The sequence below is a fragment of the Bradyrhizobium sp. ORS 278 genome (assembly GCF_000026145.1).
Classification (GTDB): Bacteria; Pseudomonadota; Alphaproteobacteria; order Rhizobiales; family Xanthobacteraceae; genus Bradyrhizobium.
In genome coordinates this window covers 5,872,642-5,894,086 of record NC_009445.1, presented here as the reverse complement: position 1 = coordinate 5,894,086, position 21,445 = coordinate 5,872,642, and the positions used below count along the sequence as shown (strand labels likewise).

Below are 21,445 nucleotides of genomic sequence, written 5' to 3'. Positions count from 1 at the left end.
AGAACTATTCGCGCCATTGCGTGTTGATGCGGGTCCGTCAACGGAGACCCCCGCATGAGCCAGTCGCGCGAGAGTGCCGCATCTCTCACCAAACCTGCCCCGCTGTCCGTCAGCTTGCGGATCAATGGCGAAAGCCGCACGCTATCGGTCGCGCCCTGGACGACGCTGCTCGACCTCCTGCGCAATCATCTCGACCTCACCGGCACCAAGAAGGGCTGCGACCACGGCCAGTGCGGCGCCTGCACGGTGCTGATCGATGGCCGCCGCGCGCTGTCCTGTCTGACGCTCGCCGTGATGAAGGACGGTGCCGAGATCACCACCATCGAAGGCCTCGCCAAGGGCGATGAACTGCATCCGCTGCAGCAGGCGTTCATCGATCACGATGCTTTTCAATGCGGCTATTGCACGCCCGGCCAGATCTGCTCGGCCGCCGGCCTGATCGCCGAGGGCAGGGCGAAGACCAAGGATGAGATCCGCGAGCTGATGAGCGGCAACATCTGCCGCTGCGGCGCCTATCCGAACATCGTCGGCGCCATCGAGCAGGCGATGACCAAACAGGCCATGGGAGGCGGCCAATGAACAGCTTTGACTACGCACGCGCCTGCGACGTTGCGGAGGCGGTCAGGCTGAAGGCGGGAGCACCCGACGCGAGATTCATCGCCGGCGGCACCAACCTGATCGACCTGATGAAGTATCATGTCGAACAGCCGCGCCGGCTGATCGACATCAGCCGCCTGCCGCTCAACGCGGTGGAGGAGACCAGCAACGGCGGCGTCAAGATCGGCGCGCTGGTGCCGAACAGCACGCTGGCCTATCACCCGATCATCGAGAGCCGCTATCCGCTGCTGGCGAGCGCAATCCTCGCCGGTGCCTCGGCGCAGTTGCGCAACATGGCCTCGACCGGCGGCAATCTGCTGCAGCGGACCCGCTGCGCGTATTTCTACGATGTCGCCACGCCCTGCAACAAGCGCGCGCCGGGCGCGGGCTGCTCGGCCATCGACGGCCTCAATCGCAATCACGCGATCCTCGGCACCAGCACGTCCTGCATCGCGACCCATCCGTCCGACATGTGCGTGGCTCTGGCCGCGCTGGAAGCGAGGGTTCACGTCGTCGGTGCGCAAGGCGAGCGTATGATTGCCTTCGGCGATTTCCACCGGCTGCCTGGCGGGCGGCCAGATCTCGACAACACGCTGCGCGCCGACGAGATCATCACCGCGATCGAGCTGCCGGCACGGGGCTTCGCCGCCAACTCGAGCTATCTCAAGATCCGCGATCGGCTTTCTTACGCCTTTGCGCTGGTCTCCGTCGCTGCAGCGCTCGAGCTGGACAACGGCCATATCCGTGGGGCCCGGCTGGCGCTCGGCGGCGTCGCCCACAAACCGTGGCGGAACGAGGCCGCGGAAGCGGCGCTGCGCGGCCAGGCGCCGGAGCGCGTCTCCTTCGAGCGCGCGGCCGACATCCTGCTCCAGGAGGCCAGGCCGCACCGGCACAACGCCTTCAAGCTCCCGCTCGCCCGCCGCGCTATCGTCAGGACCCTGACGCAGGCGGCCAATGGCACGCCGCAGATCCAATCCATCAAGTCCATCCGGTGATCTCATGACAGCTCACATCGGCACCGCCACCTCCCGCGTCGACGGCCGCGCCAAGGTCACGGGTTCAGCCAAATACGCCGCCGAGTTTTCCGCGCCCGATCTCGCCTTCGGCGTCGTGGTCAGCTCCACGATCCCCAAGGGGCGGATCGTCAGCATCGATGCCAGCCGCGCCCGCGCCGTCGAGGGCGTGATCGACGTGCTGACTCACAGCAATCGCGTCCGCATGGCGGACAAGGACGACGGCTACCGCGACGAGGTCGCGCCCGAGGATGGCTCGCCCTATCGTCCGCTCTACGACGACCGCGTGCATTTCAACCTCCAGCCGGTCGCGCTGGTGATCGCCGAGGACGAGGACACGGCGCGCTTCGCCGCGACGCTGGTCGACATTCGCTACCACACCGAGGATTTCGCGACCGACCTGCATGCCCAGCGCGAACAGGCGTTCAAGGTCGACAAGCCGATCAAGCCGCGCGGCGATGCGACAAAAGCGCTAGCCAGTGCGCCGGTGCGCCACGATGCCGACTATGGCGTGCCGATGGAGTATCACAATCCGATGGAACTCTACGGCTCGACCGTGCTCTGGCAGGACGGCGGCAGGCTCGTCGTCTACGACAAGACCCAGGGCGTGCAGAACGTGCAACGCTATGTCTGCAGCGTGTTCGAGCTGAAGGAGAACGACGTCCAGGTGATGTCGCCCTACGTGGGCGGCGCGTTCGGCTCGGGGCTGCGGCCGCAATACCAGGTCGCGCTCGCGGCGATGGCCGCGCTGAAGCTCAAGCGTGCCGTGCGGGTCGTGCTCAGCCGCGCCCAGATGTACGCGTTGTGCTACCGCCCCGCGACCATCGAGCGCCTGGCGCTGGGCGCCGCGAGCGACGGCGCGCTGAAGGCGCTGACCCACGAAGCCATTTCGATGACCTCGCAGCACGAGGCGTTCTCGCGCAATGACATCGGCTGGGGCGAGGTGCTCTACATATCGGAGACTTCGCGCGCGACACATCGGCTGGCCAAGCTCGACGTGCCGACGCCCGGCGACATGCGCGCGCCCGGTGCGGCCAGCGGCATCTATGGCCTGGAATGCGCGATGGACGAGCTCGCCGTCGCGCTGAAGATGGATCCGCTGGAGCTGCGGCTGCGCTGCTACTCCGATCGCGATCAGGACAAGAATCTGCCGTTCTCCAGCAAGCGGCTGAAGGAGTGCTATCAGCAGGGCGCCGAAGCCTTCGGCTGGGCGAAGCGCAGCGCCGAGCCGCGCTCGATGCGCGACGGCCGCGAATTGGTTGGGTGGGGCATGGCGAGCGGCGCGTGGGAGGCGATGCAGATGCCGTTCGCCTCGCGCATCGTGATGACCGCCAACGGTCATGTCGAGGTGGCCAGCGCGACCTCCGATATCGGCACCGGCACCTACACCATCATGGCGCAGGTCGCCGCCGACATGCTCGGCGTGCCGCTCGACAGCATCACGGTGAGGCTCGGTGATTCCACTCTGCCGAAGACGCCGGTCGAGGGCGGCTCCTGGACCGCCGCGTCGATCTCGCACGCCATCGTCAATGCCGCCGACGACATCCGCGCGGAGCTGCTCGCGATCGCGCAGACCATGCCGGGCTCGCCACTGCAGGGGCTGACCGCCGACGAGGTGACACTGGCCGACGGCGCCATCGTCGCCATCGCCGACCGCAGCCGGTCGATTCCGATGTCGGAGGTGATGCGCCACGGCGGCAAGGACCGCATCGAGAGGGAGCGTGGCGCTGACTTCGAGGAGGACGACAAGCACGCCCACAACACCCATTCCGCCGTCTTCGCCGAAGTGAAGATCGACGAGGAGCTCGGCGTCGTCAGGGTAACCCGTATCGTCAACGCCGTCGCCGCCGGCCGCATCCTCAACACCAAGACCGCATCGAGCCAGATCATGGGCGGCATCGTCATGGGCATCGGCATGGCCCTGCATGAGGAAGCCATGATCGACCATCGCTTCGGCCGCATCATGAATGCCAACATCGCCGAGTACCACATGCCGGTGAACGCCGACGTCCACGACATCCAGGTGATCTTCGTCGAGGAGGAGGACCGCATCATCAACAAGATGGGCATCAAGGGCGTCGGCGAGATCGGCATCGTCGGCGTCCCTGCGGCGATTGCCAACGCGGTCTATCACGCCACCGGCAAGCGCGTGCGGGACCTGCCGATCACGCTGGACAAGCTGCTGGGGTGAGCATCACTTGACCCGACGGCGCGAGCGGATCATGGTTGTCGGCCGAGTTCATTGTCCGACTTTGGACGCGCGTGCTGATTGTCATGGTCTCCGATCTGGCTGCGTTGGCAGCTGCGCTCAGCATCGCCGTTAGCAACATCATCGCGCCATCGGCGGTGCGCCTGCTCGGCCCGGTGGTTTTCAACGCGATCCGCTTGTCGGCTGCGCTTCTCGCGGTGCTCATCACGGTCACAATGCGGGGTCGATGGGCGCTGCCGTCGACGAACCACTGGCTGATGCTGGCGATCTCGAGCCTGCTCGGCATCGTCGTGGCAGATTCCTGCTTCTATGCGGCGCTGGCGCGCCTCGGGCCGCGCTTGACCGCTGTTGTCTATGCGAGCTGGGCGGGGTTCGCCGCCATGCTTGGCTATCTGCTGCTCGGCGAGAGGCTGTCTGCCATCAAGATCCTGGGCATCGGCTTCATCATGGCCGGCGTCTGCGTCGCCGTCATCTTCAGGCAACCCGGAGCGGTCGCTGCGGAGACGCACGGCTCGCTGCGGACGGGCCTTCTGTTCGGTCTCGCAGCCGCCTTGTTCGCGGCCGCAGCTGTCCTGATCGCGCGTCCCGTCATGGCGGCCGGACTGGATCCCGCATTGGCGACGTCCATCCGTGCCGGGATCGGATTGATCGCGTTGTTGATCTTGTCCGCCATGACCAGATTCCGAAGCTCCATCCCAGCTAACCGATCCGTCGTCATCCGGTCCGCGCTGAGCGGCGTGCTGGGGATGGGGGTGGGCATGACGCTCGTATTGTTTGCGTTGACGAGCCGCCCTGTCGGGATTGTGTCCAGCCTTTCATCGACGACGCCCGTCATGATCCTGCCGTTGCTGTGGTGGCACACAGGGCTCAGGCCTTCGGCGGCGGCCTGGCTCGGAGCGGTTCTTGCGGTCGCGGGCGTTGCCGCAATCACTAGCGGATTTTGAAACCCGCGCTCGTATCGCGACCAATCCTGCCCCAGTCTTACCTTGGTTTGCGGTGCGAGGTGACATCTCTCCACGCTTCCGCCCCATGCTCTCCGAATTGTCGGAGGACAAGCAGGCGGCGCCACAGCGGGCGCACATCGGTCAGCGTGAGGCAATCCCGCCATGGTCGACATTCAGCGTATGGTCCGGTCAAGGCCTCTGTCCCTCGCACGTCTGGCCGCTCTGTGCGCGGCGCTCGGCGTGTCCGGCTGCGCGACGGCACCGATCACCCAGAGCGGTGCGCTTGCGTCCTATCGCTCCCTCGAGGAGTCGAACGGCGTGCTCGCCAAGTCGGTGCTCAACATCAACAAGGACAACGTGCTTGCCGCCACGACCGTGCGGATCATTCCGACGATGTTCGCAGGCGATGTCGGGTCGGTGCTCGGCGAGCCGCAGCAAAGACTGGTGACCAACGCCATCGATCGCGCGCTCTGCCTCGATCTGAGTGAGCGCTTCATCGTGGTGGCGCCCAACGAGCGGGCCGATCTCACGACGCGCACGTTCATCACGCAAACAGCCGCGACGGATCCGGTCGCGGCGGGCGCCTCAAAGGTCGTGTCCGCCGTGCCGGGCGCGCTCGGCGTTCCCGTGCCGGTGCCGCGGCTTCCGATCGGGCTCGGCAGTCTGACCGTTGAAGCCGAAGCCGTCGATCGTCGCGGCCGGCAGCAGGCGGCCATGGTGTGGGCGCGCGGCGCCAACTCGTTCACCAACTCGCCGGTGATCTCGCAAGCCGGCGACGCCTACGATCTCGCGGGCTCGTTCAGCGCCGATTTCAGCCAGCTGCTGGTGACCGGCGAGACACCCTTCGGCAAGCCGCCCAAGATCCCCTCCATCGACCGCATCGGCGCCGCTCTCGGCGGCAAGCCGAAGAACCCCGCGTGCGAAGCGTATGGCAGAGATCCCGGACTGATCGGCATGGTCGCCAACCGCCTCGGTGCTCCGCCGGAATGGATCGACAAGGGGGCGCCGGCCGACGCGCAGGCGAGCACGCAGATGGCCGCGAAGCGGTAGGCGATGGCCTCACAACCGGCACGAGGCCGCGTCATACTTCGACGTCGTCCCGGCGAACGCCGGGACCCATACCGCGTGATGTGAATTGGTGGACGACTCTGCGTCGTCTTTCTTCGTCCGCAAGATCGACGGTGGTTATGAGTCCCGGCGTTCGCCGGGATGACGGCCGTTTGCGCGGCAACCCGTCGGGTTGACCGCAGCCGATAGAACTACTCCCGCGCCAGCGCGGTGGCCGGATCGAGCCGCGACGCGTTGCGGGCGGGCATGTAGCCGAAGCCGATTCCGATGGCCATCGAGATGACGGCGGAGCCGGCCATGGCGAGCGGCGAGTAGATCAGCTCGAAGCCGACGTCGAGCGCGTTGAAGACGGCGCCGAAGCCGACCGCGAGCGAAAGGCCGAGCGCGCCGCCGAGCAGGCAGACCAGCACCGCCTCGATCAGGAACTGCATCAGGATGTCGCTGCGCCGGGCGCCGACCGCCATGCGCACGCCGATCTCGCCGACGCGCTCGGACACCGACACCAGCATGATGTTCATGACGCCGATGCCGCCGACCAAAAGCGAGATCACGGCGATGGCCGCGACCAGCAGGGTCAGCACCTGCGTCGTGCTCTCGACCGTCTTGCGGATGTCGTCGGTGTTGAGCACGAAGAAGTCCTTGGCATTGTGCCGCGCCGTCAGCAGCGCCGTCGCCGCGCGCTCGGCATCCGCCATCGGCGTCGCCTCGTCGACGCGCATGCTGATGCTGCGCAGCACCTGGTTGCCGGTGAAGCGCGCCTGCACGGTGGTGTAGGGCAGGTACACGATCGGCGTCGAGCTGGAGCCGAAGCCGGCCTGCTGCTGCTTGGTGACGCCGACGATCCGGCACGGCACCTTGCCGATCAGGACAACGCTGCCGAGCGGGCTGACATCGGAATCGGGAAACAGCGCCTTGCGCGCATTGTCGTCGATGACGGCATCTTGCGCGTAGGACCTGATGGTCTCGGCGTCGAGATAGCTGCCTTCGGCAAGCTCGGTGTTCTTGACCCGGAAATACTGCTCGCCGACGCCCGAGACCTGGGCGGTGACCTCAATCGCGCCGTAGCGCAGCGTGCTGGTGGTCGAGACGGTCGGCGAGATCGCATCGACATAGGGCTGCTCGGCCATCACTTTGGAGTCCGCCAGCACGAGCGTGCGGATCTTGCTAGCCTTGGTGTCGCCGAAATCCTTGCCGGGGAAGAACTCCAGCGTATTGGTGCCGAGCCGGTTGATGTTCTCCAGCACGCGCGCCTGCGAGCCGCGGCCGAGCGCGAGCACCAGGATCACCGAGGCGACGCCGATGATGATGCCGAGCATGGTAAGGAAGGCGCGCAGCCGGTGCGCGTTCATGGCGAGCAGCGCCATCCGCGCGGCTTCGCGCAGGCGATCGAGATGGCTGCGCCACCACGACGCGACCGGGGCCGGATGGTCCTCGCCCCCGCCGGACGTCGCAGGGCTTGATGCGCGCGGGTTGGGCCGGTCGGAGATGACGCGGCCGTCCTGCAGCTCGATGATGCGCCGGGCGCGCTGGGCGACGCCGGCATCATGGGTGACGATGATGACGGTGCGTCCCGAGGAACTGATCTCGTCGAGGATGCGCAGCACCTCCTCGCCGCTGGCGCGGTCGAGCGCGCCGGTCGGCTCGTCCGCCAGGATCACGTCGGGATCGTTGACCAGCGCGCGTGCGATCGAGACCCGCTGCTGCTGGCCGCCCGAGAGCTGGCCCGGCCTGTGCCCGATACGGCCGCCCATGCCGAGCCGCTGCAGCAGCGCCTCGGCCTTGCGACGCCGCGCCTCGGGCGCAAGCCCCGAATAGACCGCGGGGACCTCGGCATTCTCCGCCGACGTCAGTTCGCCGAGCAGATGATAGCGTTGGAAGATGAAGCCGAAATGCTCGCGGCGCAGCGCTGCCAGCTCGTCCGGGTCGAGCGAGCTCATCTCGCGTCTGGCGATCCTGTAGCTGCCGGAGGTCGGCCGATCGAGGCAGCCGAGAATGTTCATCAAGGTCGACTTGCCCGAGCCGGACTGGCCGATGATCGCAACCATCTCGCCGCGCGCGATCTGGATGTCGACGCCGCGCAAGGCGTGGACGGTGCTCTCGCCGGACGCGTAGCGCCGTCCGACATTCTGCAGATCGATCAGGATCTCCGCCATCATGGACCTCCGGCTCCGGGCGGCGGCGGCATGATGGTCTGCTTGGGGCCTTCGCTGGCGGCCGAGATCACGACGCGCTCGCCCTCCTGCAGGCCGGTGTGCACCTCGGCCCTGATCTTGTTGTTGAGGCCGATCCGCACGCCGCGCTTCTGCACCGTGCCGGCGCTGTCGATCACGCGAACGCGATAGCTGCCGTCGGGTTCGGGATTGCCCAGCGCGGAGGAGGGGATGGTCGGCACCTTGCGGGCCTCGCCGAGCAGGATGTGGACCTCGGCGGTCATGTAGGTCATGAGCCGCCCGTCCGTATTGGCAACGTCGAAGACGCCGTTGTAGTAGATCGCCGACGAGGTGGAGGAGGACGACGTGCTGCTGCTGCTCGACGTCGTGGTGGTGCTGGACGAGAAGCTCGAATCGCTCTTGATCGATTCCGGCGCCGGCTCGATGAATCTCAGCGTCGCCTCATAGCGGCGATCGGGATCGCCGAGAATCGTGAAGTAGACGTTCTGGCCAGGCTTGACGCGGACGACGTCGGCTTCGGAGATCTCGACACGCACGGTCATCGTCTCGACCTGGCCGAGCACCACGATGGTCGGCGCGGACTGCACCGCATTCACCGTCTGGCCCTGCTGAGTGACGATCGACAGCACGGTGCCGTCGATCGGCGCGGTGATCTTGGTATAGCCGAGATTCACCCGCGCCGTCTCGATGGCGACCTCGGCCTCGACGAGCTGCGCCTCCAGCTGCGCGATCTGCGCCTGCGTCTGCTTCACGGTGGCTTCGGCGCTGTCATAGTCGGCGCGCGACGAGGCCTTCTGCGCCAGCGTGGTCTGCTGCCGCGCCAGGTTCGCCTCGGCGAGCGCCAGCGTCGCCTGCTTCTCGTCGCGCTGAGCGCGCACGTTGCGCAAGGCGGCCTCGTTGGTGCGCAGCGTGTATTGCTGGGTCAGCGAATCGATCTCGGCGATGAGCTCGCCCGCCTTCACCTTCTGGCCGAGCTTGACGTTGAGCGCGACCAGCCGGCCGGACGCCTGCGCGCCGACCGCGACCAGCTTGACCGGCTTCAGCGTGCCGGTCGCGAGCACGGTCTGCTCGATGTCGCCGATCGTGACCGGAGCGGTGGCGAGATTGGCGTTGGGATTGCGCGTCGCGCGCTTGACGCCGACGCCGAGCACCACCAGCACGGCCAGGCCGGTGACGATCAGCGGCCAGCGCCGCCGTCGTTTCGGCTTGGACGGGGACGCGACGCCATCCTCGACCGCGACCGGCTGGGGCATCTGTGGCAGGGGTGCATTCATCAGACGACTTCGCACGCTGGTGGATTACAGTTGGTCATCGAGGCGCGGCGGCCTGCGCGAGATGCGGTCCGGTGCCGCCGTCGACGACCTCCGGCACCGAGCTGTCGATCGGGCCGCTCCAGCCGCCGCCGAGCGCCTTGGCCAGCGCGACATAGTTCTTCGCGAGGGCGGCGCGGCTCGCGAGCAGGCTGTCTTCCGCCGTGAATTGCGAGCGCTCGGCGTCGAGCACGTCGAGGAAGGTGCTGGAGCCGGTCTGGTAGAGTCCGCGGGACAGCCGCGCGGCCTCGTTATAGCGGCGCGCCGATTCCGTCAGGCTGCGGATGCGCAGCCGCTCCTGGCCGAGATTGACGATGGCGTTCTCGACGTCCTCGAGCGCGCTCAGAACCGCGCTGCGCCAGGCGACGTGATATTCGTCGCGCTGCGCTTCCGCGACCTCGACCGCTGCCTGCAGCTTGCCGCCGTTGAAGATCGGCACCGAGAGGCTCGGACCGATCGACCAGCCGATGGTCGAGCTCTTGCCGAGATCGCCGAGCTTGAGCGCCGATGTCGAGACCGTGCCGGTCAGGCTGATATCCGGATACAGCGCAGCGGTCGCCTGGCCGATCTTCGCGGTGAACTGTGCGAGCTGCCGCTCGGCCTTGCGGATATCGGGACGCATCACCAGCACGTCGGCCGGGATGCCCTTCGGCAGCGGCCGGCGCGGCGCGGGGATCGGCAGACTTCGGGACAGCCGCTGGCTGAGCGCGGTCGGGTCGCGCCCGAGCAGCACGCCGAGGCGATGCAGCGCCTGCTGGTAGCTGCTCTCATAGGTCGGGATGGTCGCTTCCGTGCTGGCGGCGAGCGCGCTCGCCTTGGCGGTGTCGACGGCCGACGCCGAGCCGGCCTCCTGCTTGCGCGCCGTCAGCGCGGCGGTCTCACGCTGCGAGGCGGCGGTGCGCTGCGCCAGCGCGACCCGCGCCTGATAGGCGCGCGCATCGATGTAGTTCGAGGCGACGTCGCCGATCAGCGTCAGCAGCGTGGCGCGCAGATCGTCCTTGGCGGCGTCGACGCCGTAGGAGGCCGCCTCGACGGCGCGGCGGTTGGCGCCGAACAGGTCGAGCTCCCAGCTCGAATCGAAGCCAGCCTGGAACTGGCTGGAGGTGGTCGGCGCGATCGCGATGCCGGCCGTCGTAGAGCCGGCGCTGCGGGTCTCGGTCGCCGAACTGGTGCCGCTGACGGTCGGAAACAGCGCGCCCACCGCCTGGCGCTGCGTCGCGCGCGCCTCGCGGATACGCGCCTTGGCCGCGGCGACGTCGAGATTTCCGCTGACGGCTTCGCCGATCAGCTGATCGAGCGGCGCGTCGCCGAGGTTGCGCCACCATTGCGCGAGCCTGAGCTGTTGCGCCGGCTGGTTACGGTCGCTGCTCCAGCGCGCCGGCGTGCCGAAATCCGGCGTGACGTAGTCGGGCCCGACGGCGCAGCCGGCGAGCAGCGGGGAGGCGAGGCAGAGGGCGAGCAGGACGGGCTTCACGGGGCTGAGCATCGCGGTTCGGAGGAGAGCCGCGCCGGCCGGTCAGCCTCGCCGCAGGACTTCCCTGTTTGATGGTTGTCTGATCCACCAAGCCTTAGGCGCGATGGCCGTTGCGCAGGGTTAAGTCGCGTGAAGAAATGTTTCCGCCTTAACAATACAACTTGATTTCGCCACGATCGCACGCGGCTTCGGACTGTTCTTTTCGGCCTAAATCGACCATGTTCCGCGCATGATGTCGTCACACAATACCGCCGTGACCCTCGACGCGAACCTGCCGGCCGCCGCGCGCATCCTCTGTGTCGAGGACGATCGCGAGATCGCCGCCTTGCTCACCGAGCTGTTGCAGGAGCACGGCTTCGCGCCGCGCTTCGTGGCCTCGGCCGCGGCGATGAACGACGTTCTGCAGCGCGAGCAGGTCGATCTCATCATGCTCGACCTGATGCTGCCGGACGAGGACGGCATGAGCATCTGCCGCCGCCTGCGCCAGATCTCGGCGGTGCCGATCATCATGGTGACCGCCAAGGGCGAGGACATCGACCGCATCCTCGGCCTCGAGCTCGGCGCCGACGACTACGTCGTCAAGCCGTTCAATCCGCGCGAGCTGGTGGCGCGCATCCGCGCGCTGCTGCGCCGCTCGCAGCTGCATCCCGCGGTGATCGCCGCGCGCCAGGCGCCGATGATGTTCGACGGCTGGCGGATCGAGCCGGCGACGCGCACGCTGTTCGATCCCGACCGCGTCAAGATCACGCTGACCAGCGCCGAATTCGACATCCTGCTGGCGTTCTGCCGCAACGCCGGCCGCGTGCTGTCCCGCGAACAGCTGATCGAGCTGGCGCATGGCGGCCAGGCCGGCCCGGTCGAGCGCAGCATCGACGTCCACATCAGCCGCATCCGCCAGAAGATCGAGCCCGGCGCCAGGAGCTGGAGCATGATCAAGACCGTGCGCCTCGGCGGCTACGTCTTCACGCCAAGAGTCGAGACCCTCGATGAAGCCTGACAGCAAGACGTGCGGCAACACGTTGCCTCGCCTCGGCCTCACCACGCAGATCGTGACCTTGGCGTCGCTGTCGGTGCTGTTCGGCATGGTGCTGATGATCGCGGCGGCGATCCTGTTCCTCGATCCGCCGGACGAGCAGGAATCACCGGCCTATGGCGTCGCGCGCGTCGCCGAGGCGGTGCACTTCGTGCGCGCCGCCAGCGACTCCGCCGCGGTCGATAGCAGCCTGTCGAGCCTGCGCAGCTCCGGCATCCAGGTCGAGCTCGTGCCGCTGGCCTCGCTCACGCTGCTGGCGAAGCCGGTGCAGAACGTGCCCTTCACCTCGAAGCTCGCCCGCCGCCAGCTCAGCGTGCTGCGCGACGTCAGCCTGCTGCACGGCGTGAGCTATGGCGCGGCGCCGCCGACCCAGATCATCGTCCAGGTCGACGGCGAGCGCGCGCTGGTGTTCGACGACGTGCCGCGGCTGGAATTCTGGTCGATGGTGCTGAAGCCGACCGTCGTGTTCCTCTTCATCATCCTGATTCTCGGCGTGCTCCTGTCGTTCTACGCAGCGCGCGCGATCATTCGGCCGCTGTCGGAGATGGCACGCGCGGCGGCCGCGTTCGGCCGCTCGCCGGGCGCGCAGGAGCCGCTCGGCCGGCGCGGGCCAAGGGAGATCGTCCAGGTCGCCGACGCGCTGAACGACATGCAGGCGCGCATCCGTGCGCTGCTCGACGACCGCACGCGGATGCTGGCAGCGATCAGCCATGATCTCCGCACGCCGCTGACCCGGCTTCGGCTGCGCTCGGAGCGGATCGGGCAGGGCGACATGCGCAGCGCCATGCTGCGCGACATCGACCAGGTCAGCCGCATGCTCGACGAGACGCTCGACTATTTGCGCGACGACACCAAGGCCGAGCAGCCGGCGCGCATCGAACTGTCGAGCCTCTTGGAAACCATTTGCTGCGACTTCGCCGATGTCGGCCACGCGGTCAGCTATCGCGGCCCGCAGCGGCTGGTCTGCGAGGGCCGGCCGCGGGCGCTGTCGCGCGCGGTGACCAACGTGGTCGAGAACGCCGTCAAGCACGGCACCGAGGTCGTCGTGAGCCTCGACAGCACGGCGGACGGCGTGATCGCCATCGAGGTCGCCGATGACGGCCCGGGGATTCCCCAGGCGCTACAGGCGCGCGCGCTGGAGCCGTTCGTCAAGCTCGACCAGGCGCGCGCCGCCGGCGGCTTTGGCCTCGGCCTGTCGATCGCCCAGGAGATCATGAAGAAGCACGAGGGCGGCATCGCGCTGATGCCGAACACGCCGCGCGGCCTTCGCGTGCGGCTGTCATTGCCGCTGCGCGCGGCGCTGCCCGCCGCCGCGCCGATCCCCGCCAAGGTGGCGTAAGCGAAAGACCCCGCCGGAGGGACTGGTCCCGGCGGGGTCTCGCATCGCTGACGACGGGGGCGGCGTCAGCTGATCCGCTTCCAGGTCTGGCCGCCGCAGAACAGGCCGCCGAACGCGCAGCCCTGGACGCGCAAGGTGGTCGAGTTCTTCAGCACGATCGTGGAGTCGTAGTTGCCGCCGCCGTCGGGATCACGGATGCGGCCGACCCATTTGCTGTCCTTCGGCTTCATGTTGATCAGGATTTTTTCGCGCGACTTTTCCGCAAAGCCGCAGATGTTGGGGCCGCACGGCTCGATCACGACATTGCCCTTGCCGCCCTCGGTGGCCCACAGGCCGAGCGGCGAGTTCGGATCGGCGGCCGGCGCCGGCGCGCCCTGGGCTGCCGGCGGCGCGGTGGCCACGGTGGTCGGTGCGGGCGCCGGGTCCGGTGTCGCGGGCTGCGGCTGTGCGACGAGGGCGGTCGACGCGACGGGCGCGGGCGCCGCAGGCATCTGCACCGGCGCCGCGGCAACGGGTGTGGGCGGAGTCACCACCGGCGCAGCAGCGAGCGTCGCAGGCGCGGTCACGGCGGGCGCCGCTGCGACCGGCGCGGCCGCAGCGGGCGCGCTTGCGGCCGGAGCGGTGCTCGCCGCCGGCGCATCATCGTCGAGCTTGGATTTCAGACCGCTGAGATCGACGCCGGAGACCTGTAGGCAGGACAGCGCCTGGCAGTTGCGCGGCACGGTGACACGGATCTTGTGACCATCGAAATCGAACGCGATCGAGCTGCCGGCCTGTGCGGCGCTGCTCGCGATCAGAATTGCGGCGGCGGCGAGATACACGGTCTTCATGGATGAGCTCCCTCGGGCGGCGTCGTGAACCTGAGGGAACTTTTAAAGCGGCGTGACTCTCGCCTCCGTGATGCGCATCACGGTTCTCGTTCGCGCTTCGGATCGCGCGGTATCTCGGCCGGCCGCAATTCCTAGAGCAGCCCAATCACGATCGCGCCAACGAAGGCAAACGCAGCATATGCGATGATCGTGCTCAGCCGACCGGCATTGATCATGACACGGCTCCCGTTCTCAGCGGTTCCAGCGCATCGCAGATCCTAATCGTGCCGCTTCGCCCGAAAAAGACAGCGACGCTGCCGTGAGCGCGTCGATCGCCCGACCGCCGTCTCATGATGGTTTCCGCGCCCTCAACGGACGGCATTGACAGCTCCTTAAGCAAATTGCCGCAAACCTCTGCAGATGACGCGCGGAGTTCGTTTGTATCTCGTCGGCTCCATCGTCCTTGTCTCGCTTGCGGGTTGCGGCCGTGGATTCTTCCAGGAGCGCGAGCCGTGGCGGGCCGAGGCCGAGATCGCCTGCCTGAAGTCCGGTACGGTGAAGGAGAGCGCGGACATCGTCCGCATCGATCCGATCTCCGGCCCCGGCATGTGTGGCGCCGACTATCCGCTCAAGGTTGCGGCGCTCGGCGAGTCCGCCGCGACCTACGGCTTCGCCGACGAGAGCCTGCGTCCGCCGGGATCGATCAGCGGCCAGCCACGCTGGCCGATCAACCAGCCGCCGCGTTCTTCGCCGCCTGCGACCTATCAGTCCCAGCCAGCACCGCAGTCCGTCTATCCCGCATCGGGTGTTGCTTATCCGAACGCAGCGGCAGGCCCGCCATCCCTTGGCACACCCCCCGGCGCGCCGCTGCAGCTCGAGCCGCCGGCCGGCGAGGACGATGTCAATCTGCCGCCGGATGCATCCGATCCCGCCTCGCCCTATCGGCCGCAGGCTGCGCCGCGCACGGCCTATCCGCAGGACCCGCCGCGCCTCGGGCCATCGCGCGATCCGGTCGGCGCCACCGGCCCCGTCGCGGTGAAGCCGACCGCCACGCTCGCCTGTCCGATCGTGTCCGCGCTTGACCATTGGCTCGCGGAGTCGGTGCAGCCGGCGGCGCAGCGCTGGTTCGGCCAGCGCGTCGTCGAGATCAAGCAGATTTCAGCCTATTCCTGCCGCGGCATGAACGGCAATCCGAGCGCGCATATCTCCGAGCACGCCTTCGGCAACGCGCTCGACATCGCCGCCTTCACGCTCGCCGACGGCCGCCGCATCACCGTCAAGGACGGCTGGATCGGGCTGCCGGAGGAGCAGGGGTTCCTGCGCGACGTGCAGGGCGGCGCCTGCCAGCAGTTCACCACCGTGCTCGCGCCGGGCTCCAACAGCTATCACTACGATCACATCCATGTGGACCTGATGCGCCGCGCCAGTCGCCGCCTGATCTGCCAGCCGGCGGCGCAATCCGGTGAAGCGGTCGCCGCCCGCGCCCAGCAGCGCCGCTACGGCTACGGCCAGCGCGAGCCCGACGTGACGAGCTCGATCGCCTCGCGCAAGCAGCCCAAGTCGATCGGCCAGCTGATCAACGAGGAAGACGAGTTCCGAGACTATTGAGGACGGGCGAACGAGGAATGGCGATCCGCAGATCGAGGTCATGACGATCGAATGCCGGTCGCCATCCGCTATTCTGTGCTCACCTGTGCGCGTCTGTGGATTTCTCTTGCCAGACTCCGGCGCCGGCCGCGTCCTGTCCCGCTCCGGAACGAAACTGCGACCAGCGCCGATCGCGCGTTAGCAGTTCGTTGACCATTTTTGCCGTCCGCCATTGGCCGACACTAGACCTGCCACAGTCCCCAGGAACAAGGCGCGCGGGGTTCTGGTTGCACGCCGGATGGGAGAGGTGGACATGGCATCGTATCGCATCAAGGCGATTGGCATGGGTTTCGAGGTCAGCACCGAGGAGCATCCGGTGCTGCTCTGCCGCTCGCTGAAGATCGCCCGCCGCGCCGTCGCCGACGCGCAGCGGCTCGCACGGCTGCCGCCGAAGCCGATCCCGTGGCGCGTGCCGCCGCAGGCCGACGCCGCCCTGGGAACGCCAGACACTTCACGCAGTGATCATGCCGATCTCGACATCGCGATCTTGCTTGACGGACCGCCGCCGTGTGGTTGACGACCAGACCTTTGATCGCGTCCGCCGCGCATGCGGTGGCCATGGCTGTGCCCTCGCCCCTTGTGGGAGAGGGCATGTCGGACAGTGCAGCAAACTCGGTTGGGTGAGGGGTTTGCCTCGGCGACGCGCTCGCGGAGAGAGAACCCTTCACGCAACTGAACTCGTGGCGCCGTCCTACAAGCCCTCTCCCACAAGGAGAGAGGGCGCTCTCTCGCGCAGCGATGCTGCTGATCCAGTCTGCTCCGAGCCCGCAACGAGCACACACGTCCCCGCTGCTCGATTGCGGGAAGTGGTGAACAAGAAAAGGACGGGATCACTCCAGATCAGAACGTGCCCGCCACCGTCACCCGAAACGTCAGCGGCTCGATCGGGTGTAGCACGCGATCCATCACGCCGGTCTGGCACACTTGCGCGGGCAGTCCTTTGGGCGCGCTCCCGTAGCAATCCGCGTAGAGCTGATCGCTCGGCAGCAGCGAGCCATAGCCATAGGAGATCTGGTTGGCCTTGGTGTTGAACAGGTTCAGCACGTCGAGCTGGATGCGCCAGCCATTGGCGTCGCGGAAGCCGATACGGCCGTTGAAGATGCTTGTGGCGGTCGAACGGAAGTAGTTGTCCTCGGTCAGCGGCGTCGATCCGAGATAGCGCCAGCGGACGCCGCCGAACCAGCCGGTCTTTTCCCCGAGCGTGATGCCGGCGGAAGCGATCATCGACGGCGCGTTGGGGATGTAGTTGCCGGGCGCGTTGCCGCGCAGCACCTCGGACGGCGCGCCCGAACCGACCAGCTGGGCATAGGTCGTCGCCTGATCGGCATCCTCGCCGACGAACCGGGCATGCGTCATCGCGAGGTCGGCATCGATGTCGACCCACGACGCCGGGCGATAGTGATTGGTGAACTCGAAGCCGTAGCGCCGGCTGGGCCGGCTGGCTTCGGTGTCGCCCGCATCGCCGGAGAACAGGATCTCGGAATCCTGGTTCAGCATGAACAGGCTCAACGAGGAGTCGAGCCCCGGAATGACGCGCGTGCGCACGCCGACCTCGGCACCCTTGGTGCGGACCAGCAGCGGCGAGGAGTCGATCCGGTTGCCCGGCGCGTTCGGATCGTCCGTCGTCGTCGCGCCGCGTGCATCGTTGCTGTGCATGCCGTAGCCGGCGCCGAGGAAGAACTCGGTCTGGTTGAATGGCCCGAGCACCATGCGGAATTTCGGGCTGCCGAGACTCGCGGAGGCATCGCCGGTGTTGTTGCCATTAAAGTACGAGTAGACGTGGGTCTGGTAGTAGTCGCCGCGATAGCCGATGGTTGTGCGCAGCCAGTCGGTCCAGCGCACCGTGTTCTCAACATAGACTCCGACGCTGCCTTCGCCGACCTTGTCGTTGCGGACGGAGCTCAGATACGCTCGCTGCGCCGTGTAGCTCAGCGCCAGCGCGATGTCGTCGTAGCGCGTCTGGATGCCGAACGTCGTCTCCATCGGCTGCCCTGCAAAGCTGCCGTTCAAGGTGCGCGACGCGTTGGCGCCGAGCATCAGCCGGTCGTCGTGCTGGTGAAACTGGTCGCCATTATCCTGATCGCGCAACCAATAGGTGAAGTTGTTGTAGAGGTCGAGCTGGCTCTTCACCACATAGGCGTTGGCCTTCCAGGACCCGGCATCGTCGCTGCCGGCGATGCGGCCTGACAAGGCGAAGCGGTTGGTCTTGCCGCCGTCGGTTGGATCGATCGCGTCATAGCGGCCGAGCAGGCCCGAGGTGATCGCTCGCTCCGGCACCTGGTCGGTCGAGGTCCAGCGGTTCGCATAGGCCATGCCGGTGATCGAGAAGCCGTCGGTCGCGGTGCCCTGCGAATAGCGCATCAGGCCGTTGAGCTTCTTGGCATCGTCCGGCGTGGTCCACGGGCCGTCGTAGCGGCCGGCCTCGCCTGCGATCAGGAGATGCCCATCGCCGGCATGCACCGAGTCCATGCCGAAGAAGCGGCGATAGCCGAAGCTGCCCGCCGTCATCTGCGCGATCGCCTTGGGCACGCTGTCCACCAGCCCGATATGCACGCTGCCCACCGAGGCGAAGTCGCCTTCGTCGGCGAAGTAGGGGCCCTTGCGGACGTCGACGCGGCCGATCGTCTCGGGCATCAGCCAGTTGAGATCGGCATAGCCCTGGCCGTGCGCATGGGTGCGCATGTTGACCGGCACGTCGTCGACGAACAGCGCGAGATCGGTGCCGTGATCGAGATTGTAGCCGCGCAGAAAATACTGATTGGCTTTGCCTTCGCCGGAGTGCTGCGTGACGATCAGGCCGGGCACGGCCTCCAGCACTTCCCCGGGACGCGTTGCCGGGCGGGCGTTGATCTCGTCGCCGGTGATGACCGTCTCACTCGCCATGCCCTGCACTTGCGGGGCACCAGAGCCGACGTTCGGCGCACCTGACGGCGCAGAGGCCGCTGTGGCTGCCGAGGGCTGGGTCACCGGCATCCGAGACACGCCGGGCTGCGCCCGCTGTGCGTCACGCCGGATCTGCGGCTTGGGCTTTGACCTGGTCGTCCGCTTCGGCGCATCGACATCGACCGTCGGCAGTTCGGCCGGGACGCGCTCGGGATGCGCGGCCGCCTGTTGCGCCAATGCCGCCAACAGCACCCCGACACTTGCTCCACGCCACCGCATCGCCGCCACGCCCCTCGATCCCAGGCGGGACGCGCGTCATCGTCTGCCGCGAGCCCTCGTCGGCTCGTGACAAGCTCGCTTGGATCGCCCCGCTGTCGAGTGTTAGAGAACGCTAAGGTGACACCAGTATGATGTCAATGAGCAAACATCATACTCAGATGGCAGTGTTGCCGCCGGGAGACGATGCATGCAGCGCCTGACGATCACCATCGACGACGATCTGCTCGCCGAGGTCGACGCCTTCATGGCCCGGCGCGGCTACGACAACCGCTCGGAGGCGTTCCGCGACCTCCTGCGCAGCGGCCTGGAGAGCGCTGAGATTTCCGGCACTGACAGCCGCCACTGCATCGCGACGCTCAGCTACGTTTACGATCACGCCGCGCGTGAGCTGCCCAAGCGGCTGACGCAGGAGGCGCACGATCATTCCGGCCTTGCTCAGGCCACTCTGCACGTCCACATCGACCAGGAAAGCTGCCTCGAGGTCACCGTGCTCAAGGGCGAGCGTCGCGAGGTGAAGGCCTTCGCCGACCACGTCATCGCCGAACGCGGCGTCCGCCACGGCCACGTGGCGCTGATGCCGATCGACGCGGCGCATGATCATGGCCATGCGCACAGCCACTCGCACAGTCACAGCAGCAGCCACAGCCATTCTCATTCCCACACGACCAAGAGCGGGAAGAAGTAGCGCGCAAAGAGATCGGCCACGCCCCCCGCTGTCATGCCCGCGCAGGCGGGCATCCAGTACGCCGCGGCCTTTCGGCGTGATCAAGACCGTCTCGGCGTACTGGATCGCCCGGTCAAAGCCGGGTGATGACAGTTGTTGGTGTGGTGCGCAGCACGCCACAGGCTGTAGGGTGGGCAAAGGCGCGCCGGCGATGCTGCTGATAGGACTCCGTCTATCCCGCGCCGTGCCCACCGCGGTCCCTCGGTCGAGCACGGTGAGCGCGGCGCGACGCAGTGTTGCGCGTCGATGCAGCGGAGCAGGCGCCTTTGTTCACCCACTGCGGGCTTGTAGTTGAGCGCTCCGCCGTCATGCCCGCGCAGGCGGGCATCCAGTACGCCGCGGCGTCTCGGAGCTATCAAGGCCGTCTCGGAGTACTGGATCGCCCGGTCGAGCCGGGCAATGACGGTGTGAATGGGCGCGCAGCATGCCCAAATCGTCATTGCGAGGAGCGCAGCGACGAAGCAACCCAGAGTCGCGGGTGACGCCCCTGGATTGCTTCGCTTCGCTCGCAATGACGGAGGAGGGACATTTGCGAACTACAGAAACGGCGTGCGCGCAAAAGCGAATTTACTCCGTCCCATCAACCTGATTTGCCCTGTCCAGTCCCTCGCGCAAAAATAATCATCTTCCATTTTTCCGAATTCCATGCTTCACTCTTCCCATCCCGCCTCTCTCGAAGAGGGACGTTTCGCGGTCGTCACGAGCGTTGGGGGCGGGGAGCGGTGGCCTGTCGGCGCGCAGCGCGCTGAATCGCGAGCGGACGAACGCGACCGGCAGGACGGTGAAGTCGCAGGGTCCTGGCGCCCCGATGCTGGCGTCAAGTTCGCGGAAGATGCTCACGCATCGCGCGAATGACGGTGGCTAACAAGCCGGACACCGGGGAGACTGCGTATAAGCCGTAAGCCCATCGCGCAGGGGAGGCCGGGTGTTCTCGGCCAGACCTGTGGTACCTACCGCCTGCATTTTTCTCGCAGGCGGGCCACGGGCGCGGCCGGCGCCCGGCCTTCCCTGCGCCCTCCGATCCAGACGAGGGTGATCTGATTGCAAAGCTCGGGCGTCATACACCGCGAGAAGGACAGCTCATGCCTGGTGACGACGAGGCCGACCCTGCGATGCCGCGCGCGACGCGCGCGCCGTCAATCCCTCACGCCGTAATTGGCGAGAAACATCGTCACCGCGCTGCCCACCACCTTGCGGATGCGATCGGGCGAAGGGGCCGGCTCGGCCTGGAAGATGAAGGGGAGGAACAGCGTGGCCTGGCACATCAGATGAAATTGCGAGGCGGCGAGCTGGCAATCGTCGATCGCCAGCTGTTTCGCCTCGACTCGGTCGCGCAGGTAGGTTGTGAGACAGCTGATCGTGCCTTCGAGCACGCGATCGTAATAGCGGCGGCCGACATCGGGCATCCGCTCGGCGATCGCCATGACGGTGCGGATCGCGGAGCCGCCGCCCGGTCGGCAGACGAGCGCGATATAGGCCTCGCCGAACCCGAGCAGGTTGGTGGCGATGTCGCGGCTGGTGTCGAACCTGAACAGCAGCGCGGTGCGGGTTTCCTCTTCGACGATGGCTTCGAACAGGCCGATCTTGTCGCTGAAATAAACGTACAGCGTGCCCTTCGAGACGCCGGCCGCGCGCGCGATCTCGCCCATGCTCGCGCCGTCGAAGCCGAGATCCATGAAGACCTTGCGGGCGCCATCGAGAATCTGGCGACGCTTCGAGGAATCCTCGTCCTGGACCATCAGGGTAGTGTTGCTGGCGGTATCAATCATTGGTTCAGAATGTTCCCGAAGATTTGGCCGGCGGCAACGTGACGACAGCATCTGCGCAGATATGTTGCACACGCGAAATATATATTGACCGAACGGTTCGGTCAATGATACAGATCAATTGACCGATCGGTTCGGTCAAATAATCCGGGGCCGGGGCGGCCCCGCTTTGATGGGTG

General features: G+C 67.1%; 16 protein-coding genes. 10 read left to right on the top strand and 6 right to left on the bottom strand.

Features of this window, described 5'->3' with window-relative positions; genetic code table 11:
* Positions 1-54 precede the first annotated feature (54 nt).
* From BRADO_RS26475 to BRADO_RS26455, 5 genes are all read left to right on the top strand, one after another.
* Entirely contained in the window at positions 55-579 is a 525-nt protein-coding gene (locus BRADO_RS26475; protein ID WP_012029267.1) for a (2Fe-2S)-binding protein, read from the top strand.
* Positions 576-1,592, top strand: a complete 1,017-nt coding sequence (locus BRADO_RS26470; RefSeq protein WP_012029266.1) for a xanthine dehydrogenase family protein subunit M — start codon at positions 576-578, stop codon at positions 1,590-1,592. The genes BRADO_RS26475 and BRADO_RS26470 overlap by 4 nt, the downstream gene beginning before the upstream one ends.
* A gap of 4 nt (positions 1,593-1,596) precedes the next feature.
* A complete protein-coding gene (locus tag BRADO_RS26465) occupies positions 1,597-3,801 on the top strand; it encodes a xanthine dehydrogenase family protein molybdopterin-binding subunit (protein WP_012029265.1) in 2,205 nt (734 codons plus the stop codon).
* A 35-nt stretch (positions 3,802-3,836) separates the two neighbouring features.
* Positions 3,837-4,763, top strand: coding sequence for a DMT family transporter (locus tag BRADO_RS26460; RefSeq protein ID WP_244422894.1), 927 nt, complete (start codon positions 3,837-3,839; stop codon positions 4,761-4,763).
* 162 nt (positions 4,764-4,925) lie between these two features.
* Complete coding sequence (locus tag BRADO_RS26455; protein ID WP_012029263.1) at positions 4,926-5,813, top strand: DUF3313 domain-containing protein; 888 nt, start codon at positions 4,926-4,928, stop codon at positions 5,811-5,813.
* A gap of 209 nt (positions 5,814-6,022) precedes the next feature.
* On the opposite strand, the gene BRADO_RS26450 is transcribed toward BRADO_RS26455, so the two are convergent.
* The 3 genes from BRADO_RS26450 to BRADO_RS26440 are packed head-to-tail and all read right to left on the bottom strand — an operon-like array spanning position 6,023 to position 10,798.
* Entirely contained in the window at positions 6,023-7,984 is a 1,962-nt protein-coding gene (locus tag BRADO_RS26450; protein ID WP_173363532.1) for a MacB family efflux pump subunit, read from the bottom strand.
* Complete coding sequence (locus tag BRADO_RS26445; RefSeq protein ID WP_012029261.1) at positions 7,984-9,276, bottom strand: efflux RND transporter periplasmic adaptor subunit; 1,293 nt, start codon at positions 9,274-9,276, stop codon at positions 7,984-7,986. The genes BRADO_RS26450 and BRADO_RS26445 overlap by 1 nt, the downstream gene beginning before the upstream one ends.
* A 34-nt stretch (positions 9,277-9,310) precedes the next feature.
* Positions 9,311-10,798, bottom strand: a complete 1,488-nt coding sequence (locus tag BRADO_RS26440) for an efflux transporter outer membrane subunit (protein WP_012029260.1) — start codon at positions 10,796-10,798, stop codon at positions 9,311-9,313.
* Positions 10,799-11,015: 217 nt separating this feature from the next.
* Here BRADO_RS26440 and BRADO_RS26435 point away from each other — a divergent pair, with 217 nt between their 5' ends.
* Entirely contained in the window at positions 11,016-11,783 is a 768-nt protein-coding gene (locus BRADO_RS26435) for a response regulator (protein WP_012029259.1), read from the top strand.
* Complete coding sequence (locus tag BRADO_RS26430; RefSeq protein WP_012029258.1) at positions 11,773-13,158, top strand: ATP-binding protein; 1,386 nt, start codon at positions 11,773-11,775, stop codon at positions 13,156-13,158. Before BRADO_RS26435 ends, BRADO_RS26430 begins: the two co-directional genes overlap by 11 nt.
* A 65-nt stretch (positions 13,159-13,223) precedes the next feature.
* Here BRADO_RS26430 and BRADO_RS26425 read toward each other — a convergent pair whose 3' ends face one another.
* On the bottom strand, positions 13,224-13,988 hold the full coding sequence (locus BRADO_RS26425) for a DUF2147 domain-containing protein (protein ID WP_012029257.1): 765 nt from the start codon (positions 13,986-13,988) through the stop codon (positions 13,224-13,226).
* 399 nt (positions 13,989-14,387) lie between these two features.
* Between BRADO_RS26425 and BRADO_RS26420 the strand changes: the two genes are divergently transcribed.
* Together BRADO_RS26420 and BRADO_RS26415 are read left to right on the top strand one after the other, a co-directional pair.
* A complete protein-coding gene (locus BRADO_RS26420; RefSeq protein WP_012029255.1) occupies positions 14,388-15,575 on the top strand; it encodes an extensin family protein in 1,188 nt (395 codons plus the stop codon).
* A gap of 292 nt (positions 15,576-15,867) precedes the next feature.
* Positions 15,868-16,131 (top strand): hypothetical protein, encoded by a 264-nt coding sequence (locus tag BRADO_RS26415; protein WP_012029254.1) that lies wholly within the window; start codon positions 15,868-15,870, stop codon positions 16,129-16,131.
* Between the two features lie 323 nt (positions 16,132-16,454).
* Here BRADO_RS26415 and BRADO_RS26410 read toward each other — a convergent pair whose 3' ends face one another.
* Entirely contained in the window at positions 16,455-18,776 is a 2,322-nt protein-coding gene (locus BRADO_RS26410; RefSeq protein ID WP_041756971.1) for a TonB-dependent receptor, read from the bottom strand.
* A 187-nt stretch (positions 18,777-18,963) separates the two neighbouring features.
* Here BRADO_RS26410 and nikR point away from each other — a divergent pair, with 187 nt between their 5' ends.
* Positions 18,964-19,461: a nickel-responsive transcriptional regulator NikR gene (nikR, locus tag BRADO_RS26405; protein WP_012029252.1), complete on the top strand. Its 498-nt coding sequence runs from the start codon at positions 18,964-18,966 to the stop codon at positions 19,459-19,461.
* A gap of 1,175 nt (positions 19,462-20,636) precedes the next feature.
* Here nikR and BRADO_RS26400 read toward each other — a convergent pair.
* Positions 20,637-21,269: a TetR/AcrR family transcriptional regulator gene (locus BRADO_RS26400; protein WP_012029251.1), complete on the bottom strand. Its 633-nt coding sequence runs from the start codon at positions 21,267-21,269 to the stop codon at positions 20,637-20,639.
* Positions 21,270-21,445 lie beyond the last annotated feature (176 nt).

Bases quoted from the DNA above. Each gene is read 5' to 3' on its own strand.
- BRADO_RS26420 (WP_012029255.1), top strand. From the start codon at position 14,388: ATGACGCGCGGAGTTCGTTTGTATCTCGTCGGCTCCATCGTCCTTGTC.
- BRADO_RS26475 (WP_012029267.1), top strand. From the start codon at position 55: ATGAGCCAGTCGCGCGAGAGTGCCGCATCTCTCACCAAACCTGCCCCG.
- BRADO_RS26455 (WP_012029263.1), top strand. From the start codon at position 4,926: ATGGTCGACATTCAGCGTATGGTCCGGTCAAGGCCTCTGTCCCTCGCA.
- BRADO_RS26430 (WP_012029258.1), top strand. From the start codon at position 11,773: ATGAAGCCTGACAGCAAGACGTGCGGCAACACGTTGCCTCGCCTCGGC.
- BRADO_RS26425 (WP_012029257.1), bottom strand. From the start codon at position 13,988: ATGAAGACCGTGTATCTCGCCGCCGCCGCAATTCTGATCGCGAGCAGC.
- BRADO_RS26440 (WP_012029260.1), bottom strand. From the start codon at position 10,798: ATGCTCAGCCCCGTGAAGCCCGTCCTGCTCGCCCTCTGCCTCGCCTCC.
- BRADO_RS26415 (WP_012029254.1), top strand. From the start codon at position 15,868: ATGGCATCGTATCGCATCAAGGCGATTGGCATGGGTTTCGAGGTCAGC.
- BRADO_RS26470 (WP_012029266.1), top strand. From the start codon at position 576: ATGAACAGCTTTGACTACGCACGCGCCTGCGACGTTGCGGAGGCGGTC.
- BRADO_RS26445 (WP_012029261.1), bottom strand. From the start codon at position 9,276: ATGAATGCACCCCTGCCACAGATGCCCCAGCCGGTCGCGGTCGAGGAT.
- BRADO_RS26400 (WP_012029251.1), bottom strand. From the start codon at position 21,269: ATGATTGATACCGCCAGCAACACTACCCTGATGGTCCAGGACGAGGAT.
- BRADO_RS26465 (WP_012029265.1), top strand. From the start codon at position 1,597: ATGACAGCTCACATCGGCACCGCCACCTCCCGCGTCGACGGCCGCGCC.
- nikR (WP_012029252.1), top strand. From the start codon at position 18,964: ATGCAGCGCCTGACGATCACCATCGACGACGATCTGCTCGCCGAGGTC.
- BRADO_RS26410 (WP_041756971.1), bottom strand. From the start codon at position 18,776: ATGCGGTGGCGTGGAGCAAGTGTCGGGGTGCTGTTGGCGGCATTGGCG.
- BRADO_RS26435 (WP_012029259.1), top strand. From the start codon at position 11,016: ATGATGTCGTCACACAATACCGCCGTGACCCTCGACGCGAACCTGCCG.
- BRADO_RS26450 (WP_173363532.1), bottom strand. From the start codon at position 7,984: ATGGCGGAGATCCTGATCGATCTGCAGAATGTCGGACGGCGCTACGCG.